The organism is Lacipirellula parvula (assembly GCF_009177095.1).
Taxonomy (GTDB): Bacteria; Planctomycetota; Planctomycetia; order Pirellulales; family Lacipirellulaceae; genus Lacipirellula; species Lacipirellula parvula.
Map to the genome: position 1 here is coordinate 6417293 of NZ_AP021861.1, position 25564 is coordinate 6442856.

The window sequence follows — 25564 nt, forward strand, 5'->3', positions numbered from 1 at the left end:
GGGAGGGCTGGGGAGGGGGTGGGCGTCTGGTACACGCAGCAATCACCCCTCCCTAACCCTCCCCCTCAAGGGGAGGGAACCAGAGGAAACAAAACAATCAACCGTCATTCGCAATCGCCGCTTCAATCTTCCGCAAGTACTCAATGCTCTGCTCGGCGATTTCGCGCGGGCTCGGCTCGTACTTAAACACCTCCAGCGAAAGCCAACCCGAGTAACCAATTTCATCGAGCGCCGTGAGGATCGGCCCATACTCGACATGCCCCATCCCGGGGCCGAGCAGATTCGGATCGTTCACATGAAAGTGAGCCAGCCACTCGCGGCTCTCGCGAATGATGACGTCGATCGGCTCCGCCTGGCTCGACATCGCCTTCACGTCGAGGTGCAACCGGCAATGGGGCGAGTCGACAAGCTTCGCGAGCTGAATGCCGCTCTTCGCGGTCAACATAAAGTTCCCCTCGGCGGGGCCGAGCGGTTCGAGCGCGATCGTCACGTTGTGGGCGGCGCACGCGGGCATCACTTCCCGCAGAATCTCAGCCGCGTATGATTCCGCGTCGTTGTACCCGACGCCCGGCAACAGGTTGCGCTGTTGCGGCGAGCCGAGTACCATCAGCGTGCCGCCGAGTTCGCCGCAGAGTTCGACGAGCGCTTTGAGATAGTCCGCCGTCGCCCGCCGGGTTGCGCCGTCGGGGCTGGTGAGGTAAAACCCGCTGGTCTTCGCGAGCAGCCAGTGAAGGCCGACGACTTCTAGCCCCGCCGCCTCGGCCTGCTGCCGGATCTCGCGCCGCCGCGCCGCGGGAACCTGCCGCGCGTCGAACGCCTCGGTCGGCGGCAACAATGTGAAGGGAGCAATTTCGACGCCCGTGTAACCAAGCGCCCGCATCGTTGAAGCGACCTGATCAAACGGCTCCTGGCCGAACATCTCGTTGCAGAAGGCGAATTTCATTGGATGGTTTTGCCTACACCCGTGAGATTTTTAAGCGTGGCAAAGGGGACTGCCAGTGGTCAGTAGTCCGTTGCCAGTTGCGATTAGAAGGCGGCCCTGAACCAGCGGCAGCCGCAACTGACCACTGACGACGGACAACTGACAAATCCCCGTCACTCCCCCAGTGTCGCAAACGCCGCAGGCCTTTGGTACCTTGTTCCACAGCATTGCTCTACGATTTTCCACCGCATGACGCCTAGTTCGCAGGTCGCACGATGCCGCTGAAGCCAGGAAAAATTCATCAGGGCGACTGCCTGAAATTGATGGGTCAGATCGAAACCAGCTCGGTCGATCTCGCGTTCGCCGACCCGCCGTTCAACATCGGCTACAAGTACGACAAGTACCATGACAGCCAGGAAGACGCCAAATACCTCGACTGGTGCGGCGAGTGGATCGGCGAGATCTCGCGAATCCTCAAGCCGAGCGGCACGTTTTGGCTCGCGATTGGCGACGAGTACGCCGCGGAGCTGAAGGTCGGCGCGACGCGGCAGATCGCCAGCCCGTTCATCATGCGGGGCTGGGTCATCTGGTACTACACCTTCGGCGTCAACTGCACGCGGAAGTTCAACCGCTCGCACGCCCACCTGTTCCAGTTCATCAAGGACGAGAAGCAGTTCACGTTCAACGCCGAAGACCCCGCGGTGCGCGTCCCCTCGGCGCGGGCCCTCGTCTACGGCGATAGCCGCGCGAACCCCAAGGGCCGGCTCCCCGACGACACGTGGGTCCTCCGCCCGCAAGATGCGCCGGAAAGCTTCCAGTCGATGGACGACCTGTGGTACTACTCCCGCGTCGCCGGGACGTTCAAGGAACGCCAGGGCTTCCACGGCTGCCAAATGCCCGAGCAACTCCTCGGCCGCATCATCCGCGTGAGCAGCAACCCAGGCGACGTGGTGTTCGACCCCTTCACCGGCAGCGGCACGACGCTCGCCGTGGCGAAGAAGCTGGGCCGGGAGTTCCTCGGCACCGAACTCTCCGCCGATTACGCCAAGTACGCCACCCAGCGGCTGAAGGGGATCAAATCGGGCGACCCGCTCGACGGCCCCACTGATCCAGCGTCGAGCTCGCCGAACACGGCGAGCGGCGTGACGCTCGAGGCACGCAATCGGCGTAAAGCTGCGGCGAAGTAGGCATGCGAAAGGCAACGTCATTCTGAGCGGAGCGAAGAATCTGGATGCTCGCAAGATACGCTAAATCCTTCGCTCCGCTCAGGATGACCACTGCTACGCTTCGCTCAAATTTGCCGTCTTGATCGCAATCGCATGCTTGCGATTCTCCTTGCGAACCAGCTGCCCGCACGCTGCGGCGACGTCGGCGCCGAGGCTGTAGCGGATGGTGGTTTTGAGGCCGGCCGATTTGAGGTGGGCGCCGAAGGCTTCGCGCGTGGGACGATCGGCGCCCTGCAGGTGCGGAGCGTCGTCGATCGGATTGAATGGGATGAGGTTCACGTGGACGCGCAGTCCGTCGAGCCAGGCGGCCAGTTCCGCCGCCGACTCCAACGAATCATTCACGCCGCCGAGCATTAAGTACTCGACCATCACTTCGGTCGACTTCGGTTGGATGCGATTCAGTTCGACCAGGGCGCGCCGCAACTCCGCCAGTGGGAAACGCTTGGCGAGCGGAATGATTTGCTGCCGCGTCTCTTGGTTAGCGCTGTGCAGGCTGAGGGCGAGGTTAAGGTTGGGGAACCGCCGAGCGCAGCGGATCATTGCATTAGGCAGGCCGACGGTGGAGACGAGAATCCGGCTCGGCGGCTGGTGGAATAGCTCCGGCGCCTGCAGGGCTTCGAGCGTTGCGTACAGGTTCTCTTCGTTGTGGAACGGCTCGCCCATGCCCATGAAGACGAGGTTGCGGAGCTGCCGGCCCTCGGTGGCGAGGATCTGCCGCGACTGGGTGATCTGATCGAGAATCTCCGCGGGCTGCAGGTTCTGAGCGATGCCCATCTTGCCGGTCGCGCAGAAGTCGCAGGCCGCGGCGCAGCCGACCTGGCTCGATACGCAGAGCGTCGTCCGGCCGGTGGCGATGCGGAGGATCACCGACTCGATAAGCATCCCCGCACGAGTGCGGAAGAGGAGCTTCGACGCCCCGTCCTGCTGCGAGTCGTTGCGGCAATGCAGTTCCAGCGGGTGGAGACCGACGCGGCGAAGGAACTCCTCGCGCACGTCGGCAGGTAACTCCGTCGCCGCATCGGCGTCGGCTCGGCCATGCTTCAGCAGGGCATTTCGGTAACGGCGCAGCGCGTGGGGATCAAACCGCAACTCATGGCGGAGCCGGTCGATCGCTGGCGTGTCGTAGATGCTTAGTTCGCTTGACATTTCAATTCGGGGAGGATTTCACGCAAAGGCGCGAAGGCGCAAAGGAATACGCTTGATAGTTAGTCTTCTTCTTTGCGCCTTCGCGCCTTTGCGTGAGACCTGCATTTTTCTAAGCGAGAGCTACCTTGTGAGCAGCCCCCGGTTGGTCCTGCACGTACCGCGGCACCGCATAGCCTGGCAGACGGCGGCGGAGTTCTTTCATGATCTCGCGGCCCCGTTCCACGCTCACTTCAAAGTGGGCTGATCCGCGGACGCGGTCGAGTTGGTTCAAATAGTACGGCGTCACGCCGAGGTCGATCAGCCGCAGGTTGAGGTCGGCTTGGGCGTCGACCGTGTCGTTCACGCCGCGGAGCAGCACCGCCTGGTTGAGCAGTAGCACGCCCGCCTCGCGGAGGCGGCGGAGCGCGGCGGCCACCTCGGCGTCGAGCTCCTGGGCGTGGTTCGAGTGAATCACCATCACCGGCGTCAGCCTAGTGCCGGTGAGCCAAGCGAGCAGCTCGTCGTTTACCCGCGAGGGGATCATCACCGGCAGGCGGGTGTGGATCCGCAGCCGGCGGAGGTGCGGGATCGCAGCGAACTGCTCCGCAAGCCGCGCCAACCGAGAATCGACCACCGTGAGCGGGTCGCCGCCGCTGAGAATGATCTCCTCGATCGTCGGATCGTTGCGGAGCGTCTCGACCGCCCCTGCCCACACCCGTTCGTTGGGGGGCGACTCGTCATACGGAAAATGGCGGCGGAAGCAGTAGCGGCAATGGATCGCACAGGCGCCGGTCACCACCATCAGGGCCCGGCCGGCGTACTTCTGCAGTAGCCCCGGGCGAAGGGCGAATGCGGCGTCCTCGACCGGGTCGTCGGTGAACCCGACCACTGACTCGGTCTCGGCCGCGGCGGGCCAAACTTGGCGGAACAGCGGGTCGGCCAGGTTCCCCCGTTCGATCCGGCGGAGGTAGCTGGGGGGCACGAACAGCGGGAAATCAGCCCCTGCGGCAGCCGCTTCAGCCGCCAATTCCGCCGGCAAACCGAGGGCCTCGAACAACCGCCGGGGGTCTCGAATCGAGTCGCGCAGCTCCCGCTGCCACGGGGCCGAGGTGGCCGTAGAACGGGCGCGGACAGCCGATTCTGGAGAGGTTAGAATGCTCAATTCGGTTTGCGGCAAGGGCTTCGCGTAAGGGGAGTCGCTGCGCGGCCAAACGACCATTATGCGTGACGGCTAGCCGGACCGCCACGCGGTCCGGGTCCGGAGGGCGTGGCCCTCCGGCTAGGGAGCGAACGCGCTCCGCACCTAGCTCCAACTAATAGAGACACTTTTTCAGTCGGACGACAGGAAGCAAATCAGTGGGAACTTACTCGACCAGCGATTTCCGGAAGGGCCTGAAGGTTCAGATCGACGGTATCCCGTACCTCATGATCGAAATGAACTTCCGCAAGCCGGGCAAGGGCAACGCCCTGTACGAATGCAAGTTGCGGAACCTGCTTCGCGGCACGGTGATGGACAAGACCTACCGCGCGGGCCAGACGCTCGAATCGGCCGACGTGTCGGAATTCAACGCCCAATATCTCTACCGTCAGGGCGAAGAGTTCGTGTTCATGAAGAACGACGACTACGAGCAGTACGAGATGTCGGCCGAGTCGGTCGGCGACGCCTGGAAGTTCCTGAAGGACAACATGGACTGCCAGTTGGTGGTTTACAACAACATGGCGATCGCGGTGACGCCGCCGAATCACGTCGTCCTGAAAGTTGAATATTGCGAGCCGGGCGCCAAGGGGAACACGGCGACGAACGTCACGAAGCCGTGCAAGCTGGAGACGGGCGCCGAGATTTTGGCCCCTGCATTCATCAATATCGGCGATTTCCTGCGAATTGACACCCGGACGGGTGAATATATTGAACGTGCCAAGGATCCAGACGCGTAAGCGAATGAGGTAGTGTTGAATTACTAACCGCGGATTGCACGGATGTCGCGGATGGGGTGTTCTTGGGCTTATGCCATCGCCCATCAGCGAAATGAGCGTGATCCGCGGTTTTCATATCCCGCGCCTAGAAAAGGACCGTCGCCATGTCTGTTGAGTCGCTGACGCTGGCCGCTATCGGCGGCGGTTGGATCGCATTGATCGTCGTCGCCGTCATCGTCATCGTGACGCTGATGTACGGCGTCGGGATCTACAACCATCTGGTGACGCTGCGGAATCGGTTGGAGAACTCGTTCGCGCAGATCGAAGTCCAACTAAAGCGTCGTTACGACCTGATTCCGAATTTGGTCGAAACCGTGAAGGGGTACATGAAGCACGAGCGCGAGACCCTCGAAGCGGTGATCTCGGCTCGTAACGCTGCTGTTGGCGGCCTGCAGGCGGCTTCGGCCAACCCCGGCGACCCCGCGGCGATGAAGCAACTCGCCGCTGCGGAATCGAACCTGGGTGGCACGCTCGGCCGGTTGTTCGCGTTGTCGGAGGCGTATCCCGACCTGAAGGCGAACCAGAACATGGCGCAACTCACCGAAGAGCTAACCTCGACCGAGAACAAGGTCGCGTTCGCTCGCCAGGCGTACAACGATTCGGTGATGCAGTTCAACACCTACCGCCAGTCGTTCCCGCCGGTCTTCTTCGCCGGAATGTTTGGCTTTGGCCAGGACGCCGAGCTGCTGGAATTTGCCGATAGCAAGCAGATTGCGGAAGCGCCGAAGGTGAGCTTCTAACATCGATTGGCGTGGTACGCCACGCGGTTCAGGGAAATGACGAAGCACGAATGACGAATGACGAAACTAGCGAGCAACACGCCTCACTACAGTTCGTCAGCCGGCATTCGTCATTCGGATTTCGTCATTCGTCATTCTGCTAGTCGGCTCTGAGCCGTCGCCGCGAGACATCACTGCATGGCCACCGATTTCTTCGAACGGCAAGATCAGGCTCGCCGCAGCACGAAGTGGCTGGTGATTTTGTTCGTGCTGGGAGTGATCGGCATCGTCGGGGCGACGATGGGCGTCGTGTGGGTGGCAGTGGAAGCGACCCAACACCGGGAGGCGCTCGAGGAGGGCGATCTCAACGGTCTGGTCGACAATCCGCTGTATGAATCGCCAGAAGAGCTCGCTCTTCCCGTCGGCGCCGGCGGCGGAGCCCTCTTGCTAATCCTCGGCGGCAGTTTGTTCAAAGTGGCGCAGCTTTCGGGTGGCGGTCACGTTGTGGCCGAAAGCTTGCAAGGCCGCCGCATTCATAGCGACACCACCGACGCCGTCGAACGTCGGCTGCTCAACGTCGTCGAAGAAATGGCGCTGGCTTCAGGCGTGCCGGTGCCACCGGTGTTTCTGCTGGACAGAGAGCCAGCCATTAACGCCTTCGCTGCCGGTTACTCGCCGAGCGATGCGGTGGTCGCCGTCACCCGCGGGACTGCCGAGAATCTGTCGCGCGACGAACTGCAGGGAGTCGTGGCGCACGAGTTCAGCCACATCCTCAACGGCGACATGCGGCTGAACATCCGCCTGATCGGCGTGCTGCACGGTATCCTGCTGCTCGGATTGATCGGCCGCATCATGTTCCGCATGGCGGCGAACTCGGGGGGCTCGCGCAGCAGCCGGGACAACAAGGGGAATGCCGCGATTTACTTCTTGCTGATTGGCCTCGCTGTGATGGCGCTCGGCTTCCTCGGCACGCTGATGGGCAACATTATCAAGGCCGCCCTCTCACGGCAGCGCGAATACTTGGCCGATGCCTCGGCGGTGCAGTTCACGCGCAATCCGACCGGGCTGGCCGGCGCGCTGAAGCGAATCGGCAGCGCCGTCACTGGTTCCAAATTGCAAGCGGCGAACGCGAGCGAGGCGAGCCACCTGTTCTTCGCCCAAGGCGTGTGGGAAGGACTCACCTCGCTCACCGCGACCCACCCGCCGCTGCCGGCGCGAATCAAACAGCTCGAACCGCAGTGGGATGGCTCGTTCGAGATGCCGCCAGTGACGCCGGCGACATTCAACAACCCAGCGCCGCGCACGGGGGCGATTCCAGTGCCGGGCCTCGCGGCCGGCGGCATTGCGGGGGCTGCGGCGGCACTCGCCACGGCGGCTGCAGTTTCTGAAGGTCCGGTGATCGTCCCAGGCGGATCGCCGGCCGAGGTAGTGCCGCTCGCCGTCGTCGCGAAGGCAGCCGATCAGGTGGGCGATCCGCAGGAAGCCCATCGCAAGTATGCCGCGGCGCTCGTTGGCTCGCTGCCGCCGCTCGTGCGCGATTCTGTTCACGAAACCTACGGCGCGCGGGCCGTTGTGTTCGGTTTGCTCGCGGATAAAGATCGCGAGATTCGGTCGAAGCAACTCAAGCGGCTTCGCGAGCTTGCGACGCCCGACATCGTCGACCTGACGAACAAACTCTTGCCGTACATCGACTTGCTCGACGTGCGGGCGCGGTTGCCGCTGGTCGACATGGCATTGCCGTCGCTGCGAGCGATGTCGCCGACGCAATACAAAGAGTTCCTCGCCTGCTTCAAGGAACTCGTCGCGGCGGACAATCGCCTAGGGTTGTTCGAGTGGACGCTCTACCGCGTGCTGCTGCGTCACTTAACGCCGCAGTTTGAAAAGACTGCCGCGCCGCGGATCGCTTACTACGGTCTGCAAAAGATGGGGCCGCAGTGCTCGGTATTGCTGTCGACGCTGGCGTATGCCGACAATCGCGTCGACGAGGCGCCCAAAGCGCTCGCCCGCGGCGCCGAGAAGCTGCAAGGCATCGCCGTGAAGTTGCTAACGCCCGAAGAGTGCGGCCTCGACCAGCTGAGCAAGGCGCTCGACGACCTCTCGCGCGTCGCCGACAAAAAGCGGCGGCCGTTGGTCGCCGCCTGCGCCGCGGTAATCTGTGCCGACCGCGAAGTGACAGTCGCTGAAGCCGAGCTTCTCCGCGGCGTCTGCGACATGCTCGACTGCCCGATGCCGCCGCTGCTGCCGGGCGGGCCGGCGACGTTTGCTCACGACAGCGTGGCGTCATGAGCGGCGGCAACGAGTTAGCGTTGCGACATGAGCGGCTACGCCAGCGAGCGGCGATGCTCGCGCGGCTGCGCGGGTTCTTTGCGGAACGCGGGTTTCTGGAAGTTGAGACGCCGGTCGTTGATGCGGAGATTATTCCGGAGCTGCATATTGAGCCGTTTGGCGTGGGCGATGCATCGCACAAACAGGCGTTCGGCTTTCTGCAAGCATCCCCCGAGCTCCACATGAAGCGGCTCCTCTGCGAGGGGCTGCCGGCGATCTTTCAGGTGACGCGATCGTTCCGCTACGGCGAGCGCGGAGCGATTCATAATCCTGAGTTCACGATGGTTGAGTGGTACCGCACCGGCGATGGCATGGCGGCGGGGATGCAATTGCTTGACGAGTTGTGCCAGGCGGTTGCGGGTTCGTCGGTAGCGACTCGTACGACGTACGCCGAGGCGTTCCGCACGCACGCGGGCGTTGATGCTCACCATGCGAACTGCGCCGAACTGGCCGCGGCCGCGAAGCGTTTGCACGTCGCCGTCCCCGAGGGAATTCACGCCGACGACCGCGACGAATGGCTCAACCTGCTGCTGGCCGACGTGGTCGAGCCGCGGCTTGGCGCCGATTGGCCCGAAATTCTCTACGACTATCCAGCCACCCAATCGGCGCTCGCGGTGACGGCGACGCGTGCGGACGGAACGCTCGTCGGCGAGCGGTTCGAACTTTACTGGCACGGCATCGAACTGGCGAACGGCTACCACGAATTGACCGACGCCGCGGCGCTGCGCACCCGGTTGGAAGAAGTGAACCGCCAACGCTCTGCCGACAACCGCCCTGCCCTGCCGCTGCCGGAGCGGCTGCTGGCGGCGATGGCCGATCCGGGGCTACCGGCGTGCAGTGGGTGTGCGCTGGGGTTTGATCGACTTGCGATGCTGGCCGGTGGGGCGACTACCATCGACGATGTGATGGCTTTCACTTGGTAGGTCTAAGAATTGAACCGCCAAGGACGCCAAGAGCGCCAAGGGGAAATACTTTTTGCCACGAAACACACGAAGCACACCAAAGTTTGGAAGCGTTAAATCGCACGCTCTGTTTGTTTAGTGTGCTTCGTGTGTTTCGTGGTAAATCTCCCCGTATTCCTTGGCGGTCGCCTCTTCTTATCACCGCTCCGGCGCCCGTGTACTCGCGGCAGCAAACTCGTTGACCCGCGGCTACCATTTTTTCTTGGCCAGCTTTGCGCAGGGATGATAACGGAAGCAGGTGGCGAGGTGGTCGTTCACTAGGCCCGTGGCTTGCATGTGGGCATAGATGATCGTGCTGCCGACGAACTTGAAGCCTCGCTTCTTCAAATCTTTGCTTGCCGCGTCCGACTCGGGCGACGTCGCTGGGACTTGCTTGTGGGCTTCCCAACGATTCTGAATCGGTCGGCCGTCGACGAACTGCCACAGGTAGCGGGCGAAGCCGTCGAACTCTTCCTGCACCTGCAGAAACAGCTGAGCGTTCGTGACCGCGGCCTTCACCTTCAGGCGGTTCCGCACGATGCCGGGATCAGTGAGGATCTTTTCGATTCGCTTCTCGGTGAAACGGGCGACCTGCACTGGATCGAAGTCGGCGAACGCCCGGCGGTAGCCCTCGCGTTTGTTGAGGATCGTCGACCAGCTCAACCCCGCCTGGGCGCTTTCGAGCGTGAGGAACTCGAACTGCTTTCGGTCGTCATAGACGGGAACGCCCCATTCCTCGTCGTGATACTGGTGGTAGAGTTCGTTGCCGCCCATGGCCCAGGTGCAACGGACGACTTCCTTCTTGGCAGCAGGCATCAGGGGACTCGTTCGTAGAGTTCGAAGCTATACGGATGCTCATTCTTCGCGTCGGCTTCGTGGCGAACCGATTCCACGAGCCGCCACGCGCCGCGATCGAACGCCGGGAAGCGTACGTCGCCGTCGACGTTGGCATGAACGCGCGTCCAGTATAGCCGCTCCGCCCGCGGCAGGAAGTGGGCGAAGATTTCCGCCCCGCCGATGATGAACACCTCCGTCTCGCCGGAACTCGCCGCGAGTTCGACGGCGGCCTCCATGCTGCCGACGACTTCTACGCCGTCGGCTTGGTAATCTGCTTGCCGCGTGACGACGATCATCCGCCGTCCCGGCAGCGGCCGGCCGATCGATTCGTACGTCTTCCGCCCCATGACGACGGCGTGGCCCATCGTCAGTTTTTTGAACCGCTGCAGGTCGGCCGAGAGCCGCCACGGCAGATCGTTCTGCCGGCCGATGACGTCGTTCTCCGCCGCGGCGACGATCAGCGAGACGATCATACCGCCACCGGGGCCTTGATGTGCGGGTGCGGATCGTAGTTCAGCAGTTCAAAGTCGTCGAACTTGAACGCGAATAAATCCTTCACCGCCGGGTTGAGCCGCATCGTCGGCAGTGGGCGCGGCTCGCGCGATAGCTGCAGCCGCGCCTGCTCCAGATGATTGTCGTAGAGGTGGGCGTCGCCGAGCGTGTGGACGAAATCGCCCGGCTGCAGGCCGGTCGCCTGGGCGACCATCATCGTCAGCAGCGCGTAGGAGGCGATGTTGAACGGCACGCCGAGGAAGATGTCGGCGCTCCGCTGGTAGAGCTGGCACGAGAGCCGCCCCTCGGCGACGTAGAACTGGAACAGCAAGTGGCACGGCGGCAGCGCCATCTGCGCCACGTCGGCGACGTTCCAGGCACTGACGATCAGGCGCCGCGAGTCAGGGTTCTTTTTGATCTGCTCGACGACGGCTTGCATCTGGTCGATCGAACCGCCGTCGGGGGTCGCCCAACTGCGCCACTGCTTGCCGTAAACGGGGCCAAGCTCGCCGTCGGCGTCGGCCCACTCGTTCCAGATGCTCACGCCGTTTTGCGTGAGATACTCGATGTTCGTCTCGCCGCGGAGGAACCACAAGAGCTCGTGGATGATCGACCGCAGGTGGACCTTCTTCGTCGTGACGAGCGGAAAGCCCTCGGCCAGATTGAATCGCATCTGATAGCCGAAGACGCTGCGCGTGCCGGTGCCGGTGCGGTCGCTCTTGTGAACGCCGTGCTGCAGGACGTGGTCGAGAAGGTCGAGGTATTGCCGCATGTGCTAATGACGAATGACGAAGCACGAATGACGAATGAGAACTAGCGAGGGCTCGACTCTGAACAGAGTTGAAGTCCTCCCATTCGTCATTCGGATTTCGTCATTCGTCATTCACTATTCACTTTCCTATTTGCCTGTGAGTTCCGTCACCTTCTTCGCCAACAGCGTCACGTCGTCCTTCTTCAGCAGATGGTCGATCTCGGTCTTCGGCACGCCGGCGCGTTCTAGGGCGGTAGCGATTTGCTTCCACTTGGTCGCGCGGCCCTTGCCTTCGGCGAGGTACAGGTCGGTCACCAGTTCGCCGAGTCGCTGCAGCGAGATCGACTCGCGGTTGTCGTAGAAGTTCTGAATCGCCTTTTGCTGGAACTTTGAATATTGGCGGTCCATCGAGCGGGTGCTCCTGGCGCGGCCTGACGGCTCGCGGCTAAATGGGGTGTTCGGTGTTGTCGATTCAACGGCAGGGCTCGCCGCTAGCGGCTTAGCGGGCCGTGGAGGCGGGCGTTTTTGCTCCATCGGCGCGCCGCGGGGCTCTACTTTCGTGGCCGCGGGGGGCGCGTTACAGTATGGTATCGCTCGGCGGGGCCTCGCGGCTACCGCCCCTCTCTTCCCTCCTGATGCAGCTTACAGGAATCAGCAGGCCATGCCGATTATCAAGTTCATTAAGGAAAAAAAGGAAATTGAAGTTCCTCGCGGGGCCAACCTGCGGAAGTCCGCCATCGAGGCTGGCATCAACCTTTACCAGGGAATCAACGGCTTCGGCGCCACGATCAATCAGTACGTCAACTGCCACGGCCTCGGCCAATGCGGCATGTGCCGGGTGCTGATTACCAAGGGGATGGAAAATACCAGCCCGATGGGGAGCATGGAAAAGTTCAAGTTCCGGGTACCGGTGCCCGACCCGATGGCCGCCCTCGCCTATGTCGGCAACGAGCAAACGATGCGGCTCGCCTGCTACACTGAAGTGAACGGCGACGTCGAGGTGCAAACCGGCCCCGAGATCGACCTCTTCGGCGAGAACTTTTTCAGCTAGCCAGCGGCCGGCGGCGGTCGGTTAGAATGAAAGGCGTTCGTCGCAGTTGCCCGGGCTGATTGCTGACCGCTGAAAGCTGACCGCTCCCATGAAACAAGTCGTCGCCATCGTCAAACCCTTCCTCGCCGAGCGGATTCTCGAAGGCCTCCGCCGCGCGCCGCTCGAGGCGGTCCATGTCCGCGAGGTGAAGGGCGTCGGCCGGCAGAAGAGCTATCTCGACGAGTATGCCGACAGCGAATATGCCGAGGCGTTTCTGCCGAAGGTCGAGATCACCGCCTGGGTCGACGACATGCGTGCGGAGGAAGTGATCCGCAAAATGGTCGAAGCGGCCCGCACCGGTCGGATGGGCGACGGCAAGATCTTTGTGCTGTCGGCGCAGTCGTACGAAGCGGTGCTGGGCGGAAAGTTTTAGCGCGTAGCGCGAGCTATTCCGCAGCCGCAGCTTCGTTGAAAATGCGATCGAACCGTTCGCGCGTGTCGCGCCAGGTTTGGTCGACTTCTTGCACCAGCCGATCGACGTCGGCGTAGCCGAGTAGGAACGCCAGCTTCTCCAGTTCCCGCGGTTCGTCGGGGAACTCGTGCCGGCCGGCCGAATCCATCAGCCGGATGCGGGCCTCGACGCTCCGCTGGAAACGATAGCTCGCCGCGAGCGAACGGGCGTCGTCCTTGCCGAGCACGCCGGCAGCTTGCAATGCTTCGAGCGCGGCAATCGTTCCCGGCACGCGAATCTGCGGTAAATCAAGGCCGTGCTTCAATTGCAGCATCTGCACGATGAACTCGGCGTCCATCGTACCGCCAGCGGCACGTTTGAGATTCTGCGACGAAGCCGACTCGCGGAGCCGTTGTCGCATCTCTTTGATCTCTTGGGCGTCTTGCGAACGCCACGGCCGGCAGTAGATCGAATCGGTCACCGCGCTCATCGCCCGCTGCGCCGCTTCCGGCGAGCCCACGATCACTCGCGACTTGCAAAGGGCGAGTCGCTCCCAGAGCTGCCCCTCTCCCTCACGGAAGTAACGGACGAACGACGACAGCGGCATCGCCAGGGCGCCGCTTCGCCCCGTCGGCCGCAGTCGCGGGTCGACTTCGTACAGCCGGCCATGCGGGCCGAACTGCGTCGCCGCTTTGATAATCCGCTGGCCGAGTTCGCTGAAGAAGTGACTGTTGCTCGTCGAGGCGCCGCGGCGGCCGGGGATCGTCGATCCTTCGCCGTCGTACAAAAACACGAGGTCGAGATCACTGTGGTAGTTCGGTTCGCGACCGCCGAGTTTGCCGAGCGCGAGGACGACCAGCTCGCTGGGCTGGCCGACTTGCTCCGGCCGCGGCGACCACGCCGGGAACTCGCCCTCAGCGTTTTCGATCCCGCTTAGCTGACCGATCGTCGGTTGACCGAGCTTGTCGATCAGCTTCACCGTCTCGGCGACGGCGATTTCTTGCAAGCAAGCCTCGGCGACGTCGCTGAGCGCGGCGTGCGTGTCTTGCACATCGTCTTTGCCGACGATGTCGCGGACGCCGACGCGCAGATGCTGAGCGTGCTTGAAGCTGAGCAGAATCGGCTCGAGATCTTCCGCCCCGCGGGTCAACTCGGCGAGCGATGCCTTGAGCCGCGCCAGGTCGGGAAGCCTCTCCACGATGAGGCTGTCCATCAGCTCGTCGATCATGCCCGGGTTGCTGGTGAGGATGCTCGCCAGGTAGGGGCACGCCGCACAGAGCGTGACGTACAGATTGAGCGACGGGCGATTGCTGCTGAACAGTTCCCACAACGCTGCCTTACCGCCGAGCGAATCGCTCACGCGGCTGAGCGTGATGAGCGTCGCATCGGGATCGGGCGTTGTTGCAATCGCCGCCAACAGTCGCGGCGCGATCGAGGCGAGAAACAACCGGCAGCGCCGCGTCGAGAGAAACGGAATGCTCTCGCTGGCAAGCGACATCAGGTTGTCGTACTCCGCGTGGACGTCGCGGAAATGATATCGCTCCAGCACGCGCTCGATCGTCTCCGGCGAAGGATCGGGATCGTTGACCAGATCGATCTCCGGCTCGGTCTCCGCGCGTTCAGGGAAGGCGTCGTGCAGCAGGTGATCGAGGATGCGGCGATTGACCGCGGTGCGATCGGCGTAGTCCTTCTTGAACGCCTCAAGCGCCGTCACGCCCCCCGCAGCGCGGTAGCCGAGGCGACGAGCGAGCTTGTGAATTTCAACGTCGGTGACCGGCAGCTCATGCGTTTGCAGGTCGAACATGATCTGCAGACGATGCTCCACCTTGCGGAGGAAGCTGTAGTTGTCCTCCAGGATCGTCTGTTCCTGGTGAGTGAGACAACCAGCCTGCTCGAGCCGTTCGATCGCGGCGAGGGTGTTGCCGGTGCGCAGCGCCGGAATGGCGCCGCCGTTGAGCAGTTGCAAGAACTGGATGACGAATTCGATGTCGCGAATGCCGCCGCGGCCGGTCTTCACATGCCGTTCGGCGACGCCTGCCTCCTCAGCGTGCTTCTCGATCTTTCGCTTCAGGCCCTTGATGCCGGTGATATCGGCGAGGCTGAGATAACGGCGGTAGATCCACGGCCGCAGGTGGTGGAGGTAGGTCTTCCCCAGTTCGATGTCGCCGGCGATCGCGCGGGCCTTCACGTAGGCCTGCCGTTCCCACGTGCGGCCACGGGTATCGTAGTAGGCGAGCGCCTGGTCGATGCGGGTACAAAGCTGCCCCTGGCTGCCGTCGGGTCGCAATCGCATGTCGACGCGGTAAGCGAAACCGAGATCAGTCGATTCGGTAAGGAGTTTGATCACCTCGCGGGCGAGCCGTTGAGCGAACTCGCCGCCGTCGGTGTCGGGCGTGCCGCTCACTCCCTCGGCGTCTTGGTAGAGCATCACCAAGTCGATGTCGCTCGAATAGTTCAGTTCGCGACCGCCAAGCTTGCCGAGCGCCAGCACCACAAAGTGCGGCGGGCGAAGGTTGCGGCCGTTGCGCTTGAATTGTTTTTCCGTCACTTGGCGAGTAGCGAAGTCGACGGCCGCCTCGACGATCGCGTCGGCGACGTAAGAAATCTGCCGCGTCACTTTGGCGACGGAATGCCCTTTCACAATGTCGCCGTAAGCAATGCGAAGCGTTTCACGCCGCTTGAACCGCCGCAGCGCCGCCATCACTTCGTCTTCGCTGCTGAGCGCGCGGACGTCGGCGACCAGTTCCTCGACCAGCATGTCGCGGGCGACGGCCCGGCCGCCCGTCATCCGCAAGAGATCGTAACTCTCCGGATCGGTGCAGAGCATGTCCGAAAGGTTCTGGCTCGCATTGAACAACAGCAGCAGCGGAGCGAGCGCCTGCCGATCGCGTTCAAAAAGCGCCGCCGCGGCTAGCGGGCTGCGCGAGGCGAGCAGGTAGCGCTCAAGGTTATTGAGCGCCATGTCGGGGTCGGCGAGCTTTGGCGCCACCGCAGCGAACTGCTCGCACAGCGTTCCCAGCAAATCGAGAGGCACCCCAGCCATGGCCAGCCGGGTGAGATTGTCGTGCCCCGTGCGGATATCGGCGAAGCCGAGCGGACGCAGCCAACCTTCGGCTTCAGCCGGGGCGTCGAGCATGGTCCGTAGGCGGTCGATCTGCATCGGAGATGTTTGCCCTGGCATAGCGATGAGGAGTGAGCGCTCCCCCCTACCCTGGGCCGCCTACAAACTCAGTGCGAAGGTGGGTCGAAAGTGGGCCGTTGCCTCGGCCGCTCGCCGCTGCGGGGCGAGCCCATTCATTCTCTCAGCAGCGGGCCGCGGAAGCAACTGGAACGCGATTTCAGCGGGAAAATGCCGACCCGCGAATTACGCGAATGAACGCGAATCAAGAACTGGCTGATTTAATTCCATTCGCGAAGATTCGCGTGATTCGCGGGCTCTCCTACGGAACCTTCATCCCCGCTTCAGGACTCAGCGAGTAAAGCAGCACGTTGAGAGCGATCTTGGCGGCGTCTTCGCGAGTGTAGCCGCGGCATTGCAGCGCTTCGTGCTGTTCGAGCGCGCAGCTGATGTCGTAGGGTGAGAAAATGACCGCTAGCCGGCCGTCGAGTTCGATCCCCTCAAGTTCCGGCTGCACCTTTTGCACGCGCGAGCGAATCGGCTGCCCCGCCTGAGCGGCGGCGGGTTCGCGGCGGCTCACTTGCTGAATGTTGAAACCGCCGGCCGCATCGGTGAAGAGCGGATTGTCGACGGGGATGCGCGTCAGCTTGGCGCCTTCGAGCACGATCTCGATCTCACGATGGAACGCGGCCGTGAACTCTTTGCTCGCACAAATCGAGTCGGCGAACAGCAGGCCGCCATTCTCTAGGTAAGTGCGGAGCGACTTCCGCTCTTCCGGCGTGAAGCGGAAGTCGTGCCGCCCGTGCATGAACGCCATGTGGAACCGCGGGAGCGCCGGATCGCTGGCCGAGATTTCAAACGGCTGCTGGCTGATCTGCAGCTTTAGTTCGCCCTGCGACGCCGAGCGGAGCAGATTCGCTAAGGCTCCGGGAGCGTCGTTGCAGCCGCCGCCATGCATTAACTTCGCGATGCGGATGACGCCGCGATCCGCATTGGCGTCGAGATCAGCCAAGTCGCTTGCCAGAAACGATTCTTCCTTCCCTTTCGGCTCGCGGTTGGTGGCGTACGCCATCACGTTGAGGCCAATAGTGTTGGCGTCTTCAATGCGCAGCATGGTCTGCTGCGGGATGTTATCAAGCCGGCCGCGACCGAAGACTTCCCAGTAGCATGAAAGGTCGACCTCGGAGAAGACGACGCACGTGCGGCAGCCATATTCGATCGTCCAAATTCGGCCGATATACGGCGAGTCGGGCCGCACCAATCGGTCGATCCGCCAGATCGGATGCTCGGGGCCTGCTTGCCGCAGCTTGTATTCGCCTTCGGGAAAGATCTTGTCGAGGAACTTCTTCATTCCATCTTTGAACCCGCTGCCATCGATGCAGCAAGCTTCGGCAAAGATGAAGCCGCCGCGATCGATGTAATCGCGGAACTTCGTCTCGAGGCCGCCGAGTTCCGGTGGCTGGCTGCCGCTGACGAATAGCACCGGCGCCTGGAGCAAGTCTTCGACGGTCGCCGCCTGTGGATCGAGGATTTGCCAAGTGAGGTTGAGATCCCACTCGCGTTCGACGTACGCGGTGAGATTCGCGACGTCGCTGGGGTGCCGATTCCAATCTTCGCCCGGCCCATGTTTTACTTTCGCCATCAGCACCGGCCGCCGGCCCTTCGAAAGGAAGAGCAGCGCGAGCGAAGTGGCAACATGCGGATTGTCTTCAGAGTGTCCTTCGCCAAGCCACTGGTGATTGAATTGATCTTGGCGGCTGATGAGGTACTCGGCGCCGGCGCGGTACCAATCGTGATCGCCGATGAACCGCCGAGCGGAAAGTCTACCCACCCGCTCCAAGCCGTACAAATAGTAGAACTGCCACTGACTGGCAGCGCCCGGCTGCCCCGGGTTGCGGCGAACGGAAAAGTTGCGGCCCAGCCAGACGAGCGCCCGCTCCAGCACGTCGTTCTGGTCAGGCGGCAGGCAACACTGGATGCCGTTGGCGTCGGCTTCGGCCGCCGCCGCGGCGACTTTGCCGGAGCAAATGATCCACGCGCCGACGCCGGCGCAGGTCATGCTGCCTGAGCCGGGCATATTTTCGGGCTGGTAGCCCCACGAGCCGTCGGGGTTCTGGCACTCTTTCCAATAGGTGGCGGCCAACTTCCAAACAACGGGATCGACCTTGGCGCCGACGCGCTCGGCCTCGTGGAGCGCGAGTACGGCAAACTGCGAGTTGCTATTATCGCCGCCGACCCCCGGGCCGAGGGGGTACGACCAGCTACCAGTTCTGGGACCTTGGGTAATCTGAACCCGCGACAGCCAGAGTGCGTTCTTCTGAATAAGGGCCAGGTCCTTGGTTGGTTCTCCCTCGCACAGGGCCATCGTCTGTAAAGCGACGGTGTACGTCTTTTCCGGCTGCAACGTGCGAAGATAGGCGAGCGACTTTTGAATCTTCGGGTGGCTCGGCTCGACGCCGGCCGTCAACAGCGCCAGCGTGCAGAGCGCCGTGACGCCGCCCGGATATTCGGTCATATCATCCCAAGTCCCCTGCCCCGATTGTTCATTCAGCAGGTAGTCGACGCCTTGGGTAATTGACTGGCGGACTTGCTCAGCGGTGAGCGAGGGCTGTTGTGCCGATACACGGAGCATGGGCGCCAGCGCGACGACGGCGGCCAATGCCGAGATGAATAGCGATCGACAGCGCATCAGAGACTCCTTCCATGCGGCCCGGCGACGCTGCTTTCGCGGCAAGATCGCCTAGCTCACATCGTAGGTTGCGTCGACTGCGTAAACAATGAGCGGATGCGTAAGATGGAAACTGGAGCGTTGAATTGTCCCTCTTCTGGGGGAGCTATAGACTGGGAATGAGCGAATGACGAAATCCGAATGACGAATGAAGGACGCAAGCGAATCTCGCATTTCATTCGTCATTCGGATTTCGTCATTTTGTCATCGAGCGCGTTCCGCAGACCTCAATCGATAGATACTCACTTACCGCTTAAAGGGCTCGACCGTTGTCGACGACGCAACCATCACGCAACCTGGGGGACATCCTCCAAGAGTTTCGCCAGCATCGCGGCATCATGCAGCAAGAGTTGCAGAAGGTGATCGTCGGCCAGGACGAGGTCATCGAGCAAATCTTCGCGGCGATCTTCACCCGCGGCCACTGCTTGCTCGAAGGCGTGCCGGGGCTGGCGAAGACGCTCATGGTGAGCACGCTCGCGCGGATCCTCGACCTGGGCTTCAAGCGCATCCAGTTCACGCCTGATCTGATGCCGTCGGACATCACCGGTACCAACGTGCTCGAAGAAGACGAGCATGGTCGCCGGAGCTTCCGATTCGTCGAGGGCCCGGTCTTCTCGAACATTCTGCTGGCGGACGAAATCAACCGGACGCCGCCGAAGACACAAGCCGCGCTGCTGCAAGCGATGCAGGAACGCGAAGTGACGGTCGGCCAAACGACCTACACGCTTCCCGAACCATTCTTCGTCATCGCGACGCAGAACCCGATCGAGCAAGAAGGAACCTACCCGCTGCCGGAAGCGCAGCTCGACCGGTTCATGTTCAACATCAAGGTCGGGTATCCCACCGCGAGCGAAGAGGAGCAGATCCTCACGTCGACCACGCGGCAAGAGAAACCCGAGGTGCGGAAGATCCTCTCGTCGCGTGCGATTCTCAACCTGCAAAAGCTCGTCGGCTCGGTCGCTGTGAGCGAGTACATCATCAAGTACGTCGCCGCGCTCGTGCGGGCGACGCGGCCGAAGGATGAAAAGGCGCCAAAATTCGTCCGCGAATGGGTCGACTGGGGCGCCGGCCCGCGTGCCGGGCAGTTCCTCATCTACGGCGGCAAGGCGCTGGCGGCGATGGACGGTCGGTTTGCGGTGGCAGTGGAAGACATTCAGAAAGTGGCCGTGCCAGTGCTGCGGCATCGCGTGAGCACGAATTTTCAAGCGCAAGCTGAAGGGGTCACGAACGAGGATGTGATCGCGAAGCTGCTCAAGGAAATCCCGACGCCGGAAATTCCGAAGTACGGGAGTTAGCGCGAAGTGGCCGCCGTCGAAAAATATCTGAAGCCGGAAGTGATCCGCCAGATCTCGCGGCTCGACTTGCGCGCGCAGTTTATCGTGAAAGGCTTCATGCAGGGCCTGCATGCTAGTCCGTTTCATGGCTTCTCGGTCGAGTTCAGCGAGCATCGCAAATACACGCAGGGCGATAACCCGCAGGATATCGATTGGCTCGTCTACGCCAAGACTGACAAGTATTACGTCAAAAAGTTTGAAGCCGAGACAAACATCACCGGCTACCTGGCGATGGATCTCAGCGGGTCGATGGCGTACCGCTACCAGAAAGAGTTGTCGAAGTTCGAGTACGCCACCTGCATCGCTGCGGCGCTCTGTTACTTGATGGTCCACCAGCAAGACCCTGTCGGGCTGGTGACCTTCGGCGAGAAGATCATCGACGTGCTGCCGCCGAAGTCGAAGCGTCAGCAGATCGGCAACGTGCTGTCGCACCTTGCACGCCTCAAGCCGCGGGCGAAGACTGACATCGCCACCAGCCTCATCCAACTCGCGGCGATGCTGCGGCATAGCAGCCTGGTGATGATCTTCAGCGACCTGCTCGTCGATCCCGAACCGGTCCTCGCAGCGATGCGGCGCCTGAAACATGGCGGGCACGAAGTGATCGTGTTCCATGTGCTCGACCAAGCCGAGGTCGATTTCCCGTTTGATGGACTCGTGGAACTCCGCGATCCCGAAACGCATGAGCGGATTCAAGTCGACGCCGACGGATTTCGGAAAGATTATTTGAAGGCGATCGGCGAATTCCGCGAAACGTACAAACGCGAATGCGCGAAAAGCCGCATCGACTACCTACCGCTCCACACCGGCATGCCGTTCGACAAGGCGCTGATGGAGTATTTGTTGAGCCGACGGAATATGGGGTAACAGGCAAAATGACGAATGACGAAGCCAGAATGACGAATGGGGGACGCATGCGATCACCGCGAATCATTCGTCATTCGTCATTCGTCATTTAGGCATTGCAACCATGGGTTTCCTCACGCCACTGCTGTTAGGAGGCATCGCGCTCGTCGCGATTCCCGTGGCGCTCCATCTCGTCATGCGGCAGAAGCCGCGTGAGATGACCTTTCCGGCGTTGCGGTTCGTCAAGCAGCGGCGCGATTCGAATCGGCGACGCATGAAGCTGCGGCATTGGCTGCTGCTGGCGCTTCGCTGCCTGCTGATCGCCGGGATCGCCGCCGCCCTCGCGCGACCGACGCTGCAGGGCTCTGGCTTGCGAGGCAAGGACAACGCCCCGCTCGCGGTGAACCTTGTCGTCGACAATTCGCTGCGGATGGAATACATCCATCAAAACGAGTCGCGGCTCGACAAGGCGACGCAGTTCGCGCTCGAACTCGTTGAAAAACTTCCCGAAGATGCAATCGTCGCTGTCACCGATCTCGGCCGCGCCGCGCACGGGTACGCCCCCGATCTTACCGCCGCCTCATCGCGACTACAAAACCTGCGGCCGACCGCGGAAGCGAAGCCGCTCGTCGACGCCGTGCTCGAGTCGATTCAACTCGCCGCCGAGCAAGAAGATCGTCGCCAAGAAGTCTTCGTCTTCACCGACTTGTCGCAAGGCGCCTGGAACGACGACGGGGTGAAGGAAATCAACGAGGCGCTCGCCAAGGCGCCCGACGTGCGAATCTACGTCGTCGACTGCGGCGTCGCCGAACCGAAAAACGCCTCGCTTGGGGAACCTCAGCTGCGGCACAGCGTGCTGCGGCCGGGCGAAGCGCTCCACATCGAAACCGACGTGACGAGCAACCTGAAAGGCTCGCCGCCGCTCGTGGAGTTCATGCTCACCGACGCCGACGGCAAGCCACAGAAGAAGGCCGAGCGGTTCGTCGAGTTCGACGACCAAGGCCGCGGCCGGATGGTGTTCGAGATCCCAGAGTTGCCGCTGGGGACGCACCAGGGATCGCTTGTGCTCACGGCGAGCGATCCGCTGATGTTCGACAACGAACGTTATTTCACCGTCGAGGTGCGCCCGCCCGCGAAAACGCTGATCGTCGCCGAACAAAAAGACGACGCGATGTTCGTGGAGTACGCCCTTGGCGCCTCGCTGGGGGGCGCGAGTCGTTTTGACGTGACGGTGACGACGTTCGCCGACTTGGCGAAGACGCCGCTCGAAGGATTTAATTCCGTGGTGCTGCTCGATCCGGGCGCCCAGTCGACCGAGGTATGGAGCCAACTGTGGGACTTCGCATCAAACGGGGGCGGCGTGGGAATCTTCCTGGGGCACAACGCGATTGACCACCTTGATTCGTTCAACGGCGATGCGGCCCAGCGGCTGCTGCCCGGGAAGCTGAAGCGTGTCGCGCACGCCGATACTTACTTGCGGCCGCAACGACTCGACCATCCAGCGCTCGCGGGGCTGAAAAACGAGGCCGAGGGCATTCAGTGGCAATTCAGCCGAGTCTTTAGCTATTGGACTTTTGATAAGCCTAGCAATCCCAGCTCAGACGCATACGTCATCGCCAACTTTGCGAACGACAAACCAGCCTTCATCGAACGCCCGGCCGGCCGTGGCCGCGTGCTCGTTTCGACGACGCCCTTCTCCGACTCGCTCGACCCCGTCGGCCGCGCTGCGTGGAACGTGTTGCCGGCGGAAGCGTGGCCCTTCATTGGCATCGTCGACCAACTTGTTGGCTATCTCTCGCAAGAAGGCGATGAGCGACTCGACTACCTGGCGGGCGAAGCGGCTCGCCTTCACCTGACGCAGCAGCAGCAAGTCGGCAGCTACGTGCTGCGGCTCCCCGATGGCGAGGCCGGCTCGCGCGTCGCCGCGACCGGCGGAGATGAACTAGCCATCAGCGTGACCGACGAACTCGGCAACTATCGCCTCACTGCCGGCGGAAAGTCGCAACGTCTCGACCGCGGCTTCAGCGTGAACGCGAACGCCAAGCTGAGCGACCTCGCTCGCTTCGATCCCGAGAAACTGACGGCCGCATTGCCGAAAGATCGCTTCCGCCTCGCCGAGAACTTGGAGATGGTGGAAGAATACGTCGACGTCGGCCGCTCCGGCCGCGAACTATTCCCTTGGGCGATCTGCCTGGTGGCGGTCATTTGGGGAACGGAGCACTTGCTGGCAAATCGATTTTATGGCGAAGGGAAGGACAAAGATTGAACCGCTAGACGCATTTTGTCAGTTGTCAGTGGTCCGTTGTCAGTTGCTTGCGATGGCGGCTCGCTCCAGGCGACAGCAGCAACTGACCACGGACAACGGACCACTGACTCCCCCTAACCAACGCCTTTAGCAGTTCAGCATTCATTCAAAAATGACCGGTTGGAGTTTCGATCCCGTTGGCAGCTGGTGGCTTGTGATGGCCGCGGCGTTGGCGCTTGCGCCGCTCTTGGCGATCGGGCCGTCGCAGCGGAAGCAATCGCTGCAGCGGCGGATGACGCTCACCGGCCTGCGGCTGTTGACGCTCATCCTGCTGCTGCTCGCCATGCTGCGGCCGGCGCTCGAAACTCGCACCACCCGCAAGCTCCCTGGCACGCTCGTCGTTCTTCCCGACTTGTCGCGGAGCATGTCGGTCGCCGACGCGACCGGCGGCAAGACGCGCTACGAGGCGATGCGCACGGCGCTTGCCGACTCCGCCAGCGAGTTCGCGGAGCTCGCCGAGTCGTGGGCCGTGCACGCCTACGGCTTCGGCCGCGATAGCGAGCCGCTGAAATTCGCCGCGGGCAAGTTCGACCTCCCCGCGGAACCAACCGGCCAGCAAACGGCGATTGGCGCCGCGATCGAAGACATCCTCGCCCGCGAAGCCCAGCAGCGGATCGTCGCGGTGGTGCTGCTGAGCGACGGCGCCCAACGGGCGTTCGCCCCGCGCGACATGCCGCCGCAAACCGCCGCCCGGCAGCTAGCCGGCGACGGCATCCCGCTCTACACGCTCGCCTTCGGCCAACCGTCGCTCGGCGAATCGAACGACCTGCGACTCAGCGATATGCTAGCGAGCGATGCGGTCTTCGCCGAAACGCCGACCACCGTCGAAGGCGTCGTCACCGCCGCCGGCTACAAGAATCAAACCGTGAAGGTGCAACTTCTGTGGGAGAACGCCGACCGCAAGCAGGAGCCGGTCGACGCCCAAACGATTCGCATCGAGCCGGGCAAAACGCGTTACCCTGTGCGGCTTAGCTACACGCCCAAGGCGCCGGGCGAGTACAAGGTAACGCTGCAGGTCGAATCGCCCGAAGGGGAATTGATCACCACGAACAACCAGCAGAGCACATTCATCACGGTCCTCAAAGGCGGCGTGCGGATTCTCTACCTCGCCGGCGCCGGGCGCGTCGGCGGCATGCCAGGCATCGAGCCCCGCTTCGTGCGCTCCGCCCTGGCCGCCAACCCCGACATGCATGTCGACTACGAGGCGATCAAGTACCAGCCGAATGAACTCGACATCCGCGATCAGCTCCGCGAAGAGAAGTACGACGTCATCTTGCTCGGCGACGTCGACGCCAGCGGCCTCAGCGCCCGCAGTTGGAGCGAAATGGCCAAGCAAGTGGAGCAAGGGATGGGCCTCGCCATGCTCGGAGGATTCCACAGCTTCGGCCCCGGCGGCTTCGCGAGCACGCCGCTGCAAGATGTGCTGCCGATTGAGATGAGCCGTACCGAACGACAGAGTTTCGGCGAACCGCCGCGAAAAGACGTCCATGTCCCCGGACCGATCAAGATGCTGCCGGTCCCGCTAAGCGGCGAGATCCATCCGATCCTCCGCATGCGCGACGGCGACCTCCAGCAGAACGAAGCGATTTGGCGCGAGCTGCCGGGGCTCGACGGCGCCAACAAGCTCGACCGCATCAATAAGAAGACCATCGCCAGCGTCATCGCCGAGGGGAACGACGGCAGCCGCTCGCCGCTACTGATCGTCTCACCCTACGGCGACGGTCGCTCGGCCGCGCTGGCCGTCGACTCGACCTGGCACTGGCAGATGGAAGGCTTCGGCGAAGTCCACCGCCGCTTCTGGCGGCAACTGGTGCTGTGGCTCGCCAAGAAAGACGACACCGGCGGCGAGCGGGTGTGGGTACGACTCGACCAACGGCGGTTCCAACAAGGAAGCCGCGTCGAGTTCAAAGTCGGCGCCGAGGATGCCCAAGGGGGCGTGCTCGACGGCGCCGACTTCAACGTCCAAGTCGAGAAGCCGGACGGCACGAGCGAAACGGTGCGGACGACCTCGCGCAACGGCGGCGCCATCGGTAACTTCACCGCCACCGAAAAGCCGGGCGACTACCGCATCGTCGTTGCCGCTCGCGACCAGGGCGAAACCGTCGGCAACGCGGCCGCGAGGTTCACGATCTCGGACCAGGACGTCGAACTCGACCAGCCCGCCGCGGAGCCGCTGCTGCTGGCCTCGCTCGCCCGCATCACCGCCGACGCCGGCGGCGCCGGACTCGCCCCCGAAGAACTGCCCGACCTGCTCGAAAAGCTGAAAGAGCGAGCCGACGAGTTCGAGGAAGAGATTGTCGAAACGCTCACCTTGTGGGACAGCTGGCCGGTGTTGGTCTCGTTCGTCGGGCTGCTGTCGGCGGAGTGGTTTTTGCGGAAGCGGTGGGGGTTGGTGTAACGATTTTAGCTCCCGGCTCTGCCGGGCGGTGGCACTGCTCAGGAC

The 25564-nt window shown here is 62.7% G+C and carries 20 protein-coding genes; 11 read left to right on the plus strand and 9 right to left on the minus strand.

The window, feature by feature from the left end:
• Window positions 1-97 precede the first annotated feature (97 nt).
• A complete protein-coding gene (locus PLANPX_RS25030; protein ID WP_152101361.1) occupies window positions 98-943 on the minus strand; it encodes a sugar phosphate isomerase/epimerase family protein in 846 nt (281 codons plus the stop codon).
• Window positions 944-1197: 254 nt separating this feature from the next.
• On the opposite strand from PLANPX_RS25030, the gene PLANPX_RS25035 reads away from it, so the two are divergent.
• Window positions 1198-2109 carry a DNA-methyltransferase gene (locus PLANPX_RS25035; protein WP_152101362.1) on the plus strand — a complete coding sequence of 304 codons (912 nt, stop codon included), beginning with the start codon at window positions 1198-1200 and terminating at the stop codon, window positions 2107-2109.
• 93 nt (window positions 2110-2202) lie between these two features.
• Here PLANPX_RS25035 and rlmN read toward each other — a convergent pair whose 3' ends face one another.
• Window positions 2203-3294: a 23S rRNA (adenine(2503)-C(2))-methyltransferase RlmN gene (gene rlmN, locus PLANPX_RS25040; protein WP_152101363.1), complete on the minus strand. Its 1092-nt coding sequence runs from the start codon at window positions 3292-3294 to the stop codon at window positions 2203-2205.
• Between the two features lie 109 nt (window positions 3295-3403).
• Window positions 3404-4435, minus strand: coding sequence for an EF-P beta-lysylation protein EpmB (gene epmB / locus PLANPX_RS25045; protein ID WP_232536239.1), 1032 nt, complete (start codon window positions 4433-4435; stop codon window positions 3404-3406).
• A gap of 194 nt (window positions 4436-4629) precedes the next feature.
• On the opposite strand from epmB, the gene efp reads away from it, so the two are divergent.
• The 4 genes from efp (at window position 4630) to epmA (ending at window position 9214) form a co-directional block, all read left to right on the plus strand.
• The gene (gene efp / locus PLANPX_RS25050; RefSeq protein ID WP_152101365.1) at window positions 4630-5208 is read left to right on the plus strand and encodes an elongation factor P; all 579 of its coding nucleotides are present in this window, start codon (window positions 4630-4632) and stop codon (window positions 5206-5208) included.
• Window positions 5209-5351: 143 nt separating this feature from the next.
• Window positions 5352-5987: a LemA family protein gene (locus PLANPX_RS25055; RefSeq protein WP_152101366.1), complete on the plus strand. Its 636-nt coding sequence runs from the start codon at window positions 5352-5354 to the stop codon at window positions 5985-5987.
• Between the two features lie 177 nt (window positions 5988-6164).
• Window positions 6165-8252, plus strand: coding sequence for a M48 family metallopeptidase (locus PLANPX_RS25060; RefSeq protein ID WP_152101367.1), 2088 nt, complete (start codon window positions 6165-6167; stop codon window positions 8250-8252).
• Window positions 8249-9214, plus strand: a complete 966-nt coding sequence (gene epmA / locus PLANPX_RS25065; RefSeq protein ID WP_152101368.1) for an EF-P lysine aminoacylase EpmA — start codon at window positions 8249-8251, stop codon at window positions 9212-9214. The genes PLANPX_RS25060 and epmA overlap by 4 nt, the downstream gene beginning before the upstream one ends.
• A gap of 228 nt (window positions 9215-9442) precedes the next feature.
• Here epmA and PLANPX_RS25070 read toward each other — a convergent pair whose 3' ends face one another.
• The 4 genes from PLANPX_RS25070 to PLANPX_RS25085 all read right to left on the minus strand — a co-directional run bounded on the left by PLANPX_RS25070 (window position 9443) and on the right by PLANPX_RS25085 (window position 11720).
• The gene (locus PLANPX_RS25070; RefSeq protein WP_152101369.1) at window positions 9443-10048 is read right to left on the minus strand and encodes a DNA-3-methyladenine glycosylase I; all 606 of its coding nucleotides are present in this window, start codon (window positions 10046-10048) and stop codon (window positions 9443-9445) included.
• Window positions 10048-10542 (minus strand): dihydrofolate reductase, encoded by a 495-nt coding sequence (locus tag PLANPX_RS25075; protein WP_152101370.1) that lies wholly within the window; start codon window positions 10540-10542, stop codon window positions 10048-10050. Before PLANPX_RS25075 ends, PLANPX_RS25070 begins: the two co-directional genes overlap by 1 nt.
• The gene (locus tag PLANPX_RS25080) at window positions 10539-11333 is read right to left on the minus strand and encodes a thymidylate synthase (RefSeq protein ID WP_152101371.1); all 795 of its coding nucleotides are present in this window, start codon (window positions 11331-11333) and stop codon (window positions 10539-10541) included. Before PLANPX_RS25080 ends, PLANPX_RS25075 begins: the two co-directional genes overlap by 4 nt.
• A gap of 126 nt (window positions 11334-11459) precedes the next feature.
• Window positions 11460-11720 carry a hypothetical protein gene (locus PLANPX_RS25085; protein WP_152101372.1) on the minus strand — a complete coding sequence of 87 codons (261 nt, stop codon included), beginning with the start codon at window positions 11718-11720 and terminating at the stop codon, window positions 11460-11462.
• Window positions 11721-11973: 253 nt separating this feature from the next.
• Here PLANPX_RS25085 and PLANPX_RS25090 point away from each other — a divergent pair, with 253 nt between their 5' ends.
• On the plus strand, window positions 11974-12363 hold the full coding sequence (locus PLANPX_RS25090; protein WP_152101373.1) for a 2Fe-2S iron-sulfur cluster-binding protein: 390 nt from the start codon (window positions 11974-11976) through the stop codon (window positions 12361-12363).
• Between the two features lie 88 nt (window positions 12364-12451).
• Complete coding sequence (locus PLANPX_RS25095; RefSeq protein WP_152101374.1) at window positions 12452-12775, plus strand: P-II family nitrogen regulator; 324 nt, start codon at window positions 12452-12454, stop codon at window positions 12773-12775.
• 13 nt (window positions 12776-12788) lie between these two features.
• Here PLANPX_RS25095 and PLANPX_RS25100 read toward each other — a convergent pair whose 3' ends face one another.
• A complete protein-coding gene (locus tag PLANPX_RS25100; RefSeq protein WP_172992321.1) occupies window positions 12789-15953 on the minus strand; it encodes a bifunctional [glutamate--ammonia ligase]-adenylyl-L-tyrosine phosphorylase/[glutamate--ammonia-ligase] adenylyltransferase in 3165 nt (1054 codons plus the stop codon).
• A gap of 280 nt (window positions 15954-16233) precedes the next feature.
• Entirely contained in the window at window positions 16234-18600 is a 2367-nt protein-coding gene (locus tag PLANPX_RS25105; protein WP_152101376.1) for a DUF4159 domain-containing protein, read from the minus strand.
• A 344-nt stretch (window positions 18601-18944) separates the two neighbouring features.
• Between PLANPX_RS25105 and PLANPX_RS25110 the strand changes: the two genes are divergently transcribed.
• The 4 genes from PLANPX_RS25110 to PLANPX_RS25125 all read left to right on the plus strand — a co-directional run bounded on the left by PLANPX_RS25110 (window position 18945) and on the right by PLANPX_RS25125 (window position 25519).
• Window positions 18945-19934 (plus strand): AAA family ATPase, encoded by a 990-nt coding sequence (locus PLANPX_RS25110; RefSeq protein ID WP_232536441.1) that lies wholly within the window; start codon window positions 18945-18947, stop codon window positions 19932-19934.
• Window positions 19935-19940: 6 nt separating this feature from the next.
• Complete coding sequence (locus PLANPX_RS25115; RefSeq protein WP_232536240.1) at window positions 19941-20837, plus strand: DUF58 domain-containing protein; 897 nt, start codon at window positions 19941-19943, stop codon at window positions 20835-20837.
• Between the two features lie 103 nt (window positions 20838-20940).
• A complete protein-coding gene (locus tag PLANPX_RS25120; RefSeq protein WP_152101377.1) occupies window positions 20941-23082 on the plus strand; it encodes a vWA domain-containing protein in 2142 nt (713 codons plus the stop codon).
• A 151-nt stretch (window positions 23083-23233) separates the two neighbouring features.
• Window positions 23234-25519, plus strand: coding sequence for a glutamine amidotransferase (locus PLANPX_RS25125; protein WP_152101378.1), 2286 nt, complete (start codon window positions 23234-23236; stop codon window positions 25517-25519).
• The last annotated feature ends 45 nt before the right edge of the window (window positions 25520-25564 follow it).

Excerpts from the sequence above, each read along its gene's own strand:
- PLANPX_RS25120 (WP_152101377.1), top strand. The coding sequence starts at position 20,941 with ATGGGTTTCCTCACGCCACTGCTGTTAGGAGGCATCGCGCTCGTCGCG.
- PLANPX_RS25055 (WP_152101366.1), top strand. The coding sequence starts at position 5,352 with ATGTCTGTTGAGTCGCTGACGCTGGCCGCTATCGGCGGCGGTTGGATC.
- PLANPX_RS25085 (WP_152101372.1), bottom strand. The coding sequence starts at position 11,720 with ATGGACCGCCAATATTCAAAGTTCCAGCAAAAGGCGATTCAGAACTTC.
- epmA (WP_152101368.1), top strand. The coding sequence starts at position 8,249 with ATGAGCGGCGGCAACGAGTTAGCGTTGCGACATGAGCGGCTACGCCAG.
- PLANPX_RS25105 (WP_152101376.1), bottom strand. The coding sequence starts at position 18,600 with ATGCGCTGTCGATCGCTATTCATCTCGGCATTGGCCGCCGTCGTCGCG.
- PLANPX_RS25035 (WP_152101362.1), top strand. The coding sequence starts at position 1,198 with ATGCCGCTGAAGCCAGGAAAAATTCATCAGGGCGACTGCCTGAAATTG.
- PLANPX_RS25100 (WP_172992321.1), bottom strand. The coding sequence starts at position 15,953 with ATGCAGATCGACCGCCTACGGACCATGCTCGACGCCCCGGCTGAAGCC.
- PLANPX_RS25060 (WP_152101367.1), top strand. The coding sequence starts at position 6,165 with ATGGCCACCGATTTCTTCGAACGGCAAGATCAGGCTCGCCGCAGCACG.
- PLANPX_RS25030 (WP_152101361.1), bottom strand. The coding sequence starts at position 943 with ATGAAATTCGCCTTCTGCAACGAGATGTTCGGCCAGGAGCCGTTTGAT.
- PLANPX_RS25070 (WP_152101369.1), bottom strand. The coding sequence starts at position 10,048 with ATGCCTGCTGCCAAGAAGGAAGTCGTCCGTTGCACCTGGGCCATGGGC.
- rlmN (WP_152101363.1), bottom strand. The coding sequence starts at position 3,294 with ATGTCAAGCGAACTAAGCATCTACGACACGCCAGCGATCGACCGGCTC.
- PLANPX_RS25125 (WP_152101378.1), top strand. The coding sequence starts at position 23,234 with ATGACCGGTTGGAGTTTCGATCCCGTTGGCAGCTGGTGGCTTGTGATG.
- PLANPX_RS25080 (WP_152101371.1), bottom strand. The coding sequence starts at position 11,333 with ATGCGGCAATACCTCGACCTTCTCGACCACGTCCTGCAGCACGGCGTT.
- PLANPX_RS25075 (WP_152101370.1), bottom strand. The coding sequence starts at position 10,542 with ATGATCGTCTCGCTGATCGTCGCCGCGGCGGAGAACGACGTCATCGGC.
- PLANPX_RS25095 (WP_152101374.1), top strand. The coding sequence starts at position 12,452 with ATGAAACAAGTCGTCGCCATCGTCAAACCCTTCCTCGCCGAGCGGATT.
- PLANPX_RS25090 (WP_152101373.1), top strand. The coding sequence starts at position 11,974 with ATGCCGATTATCAAGTTCATTAAGGAAAAAAAGGAAATTGAAGTTCCT.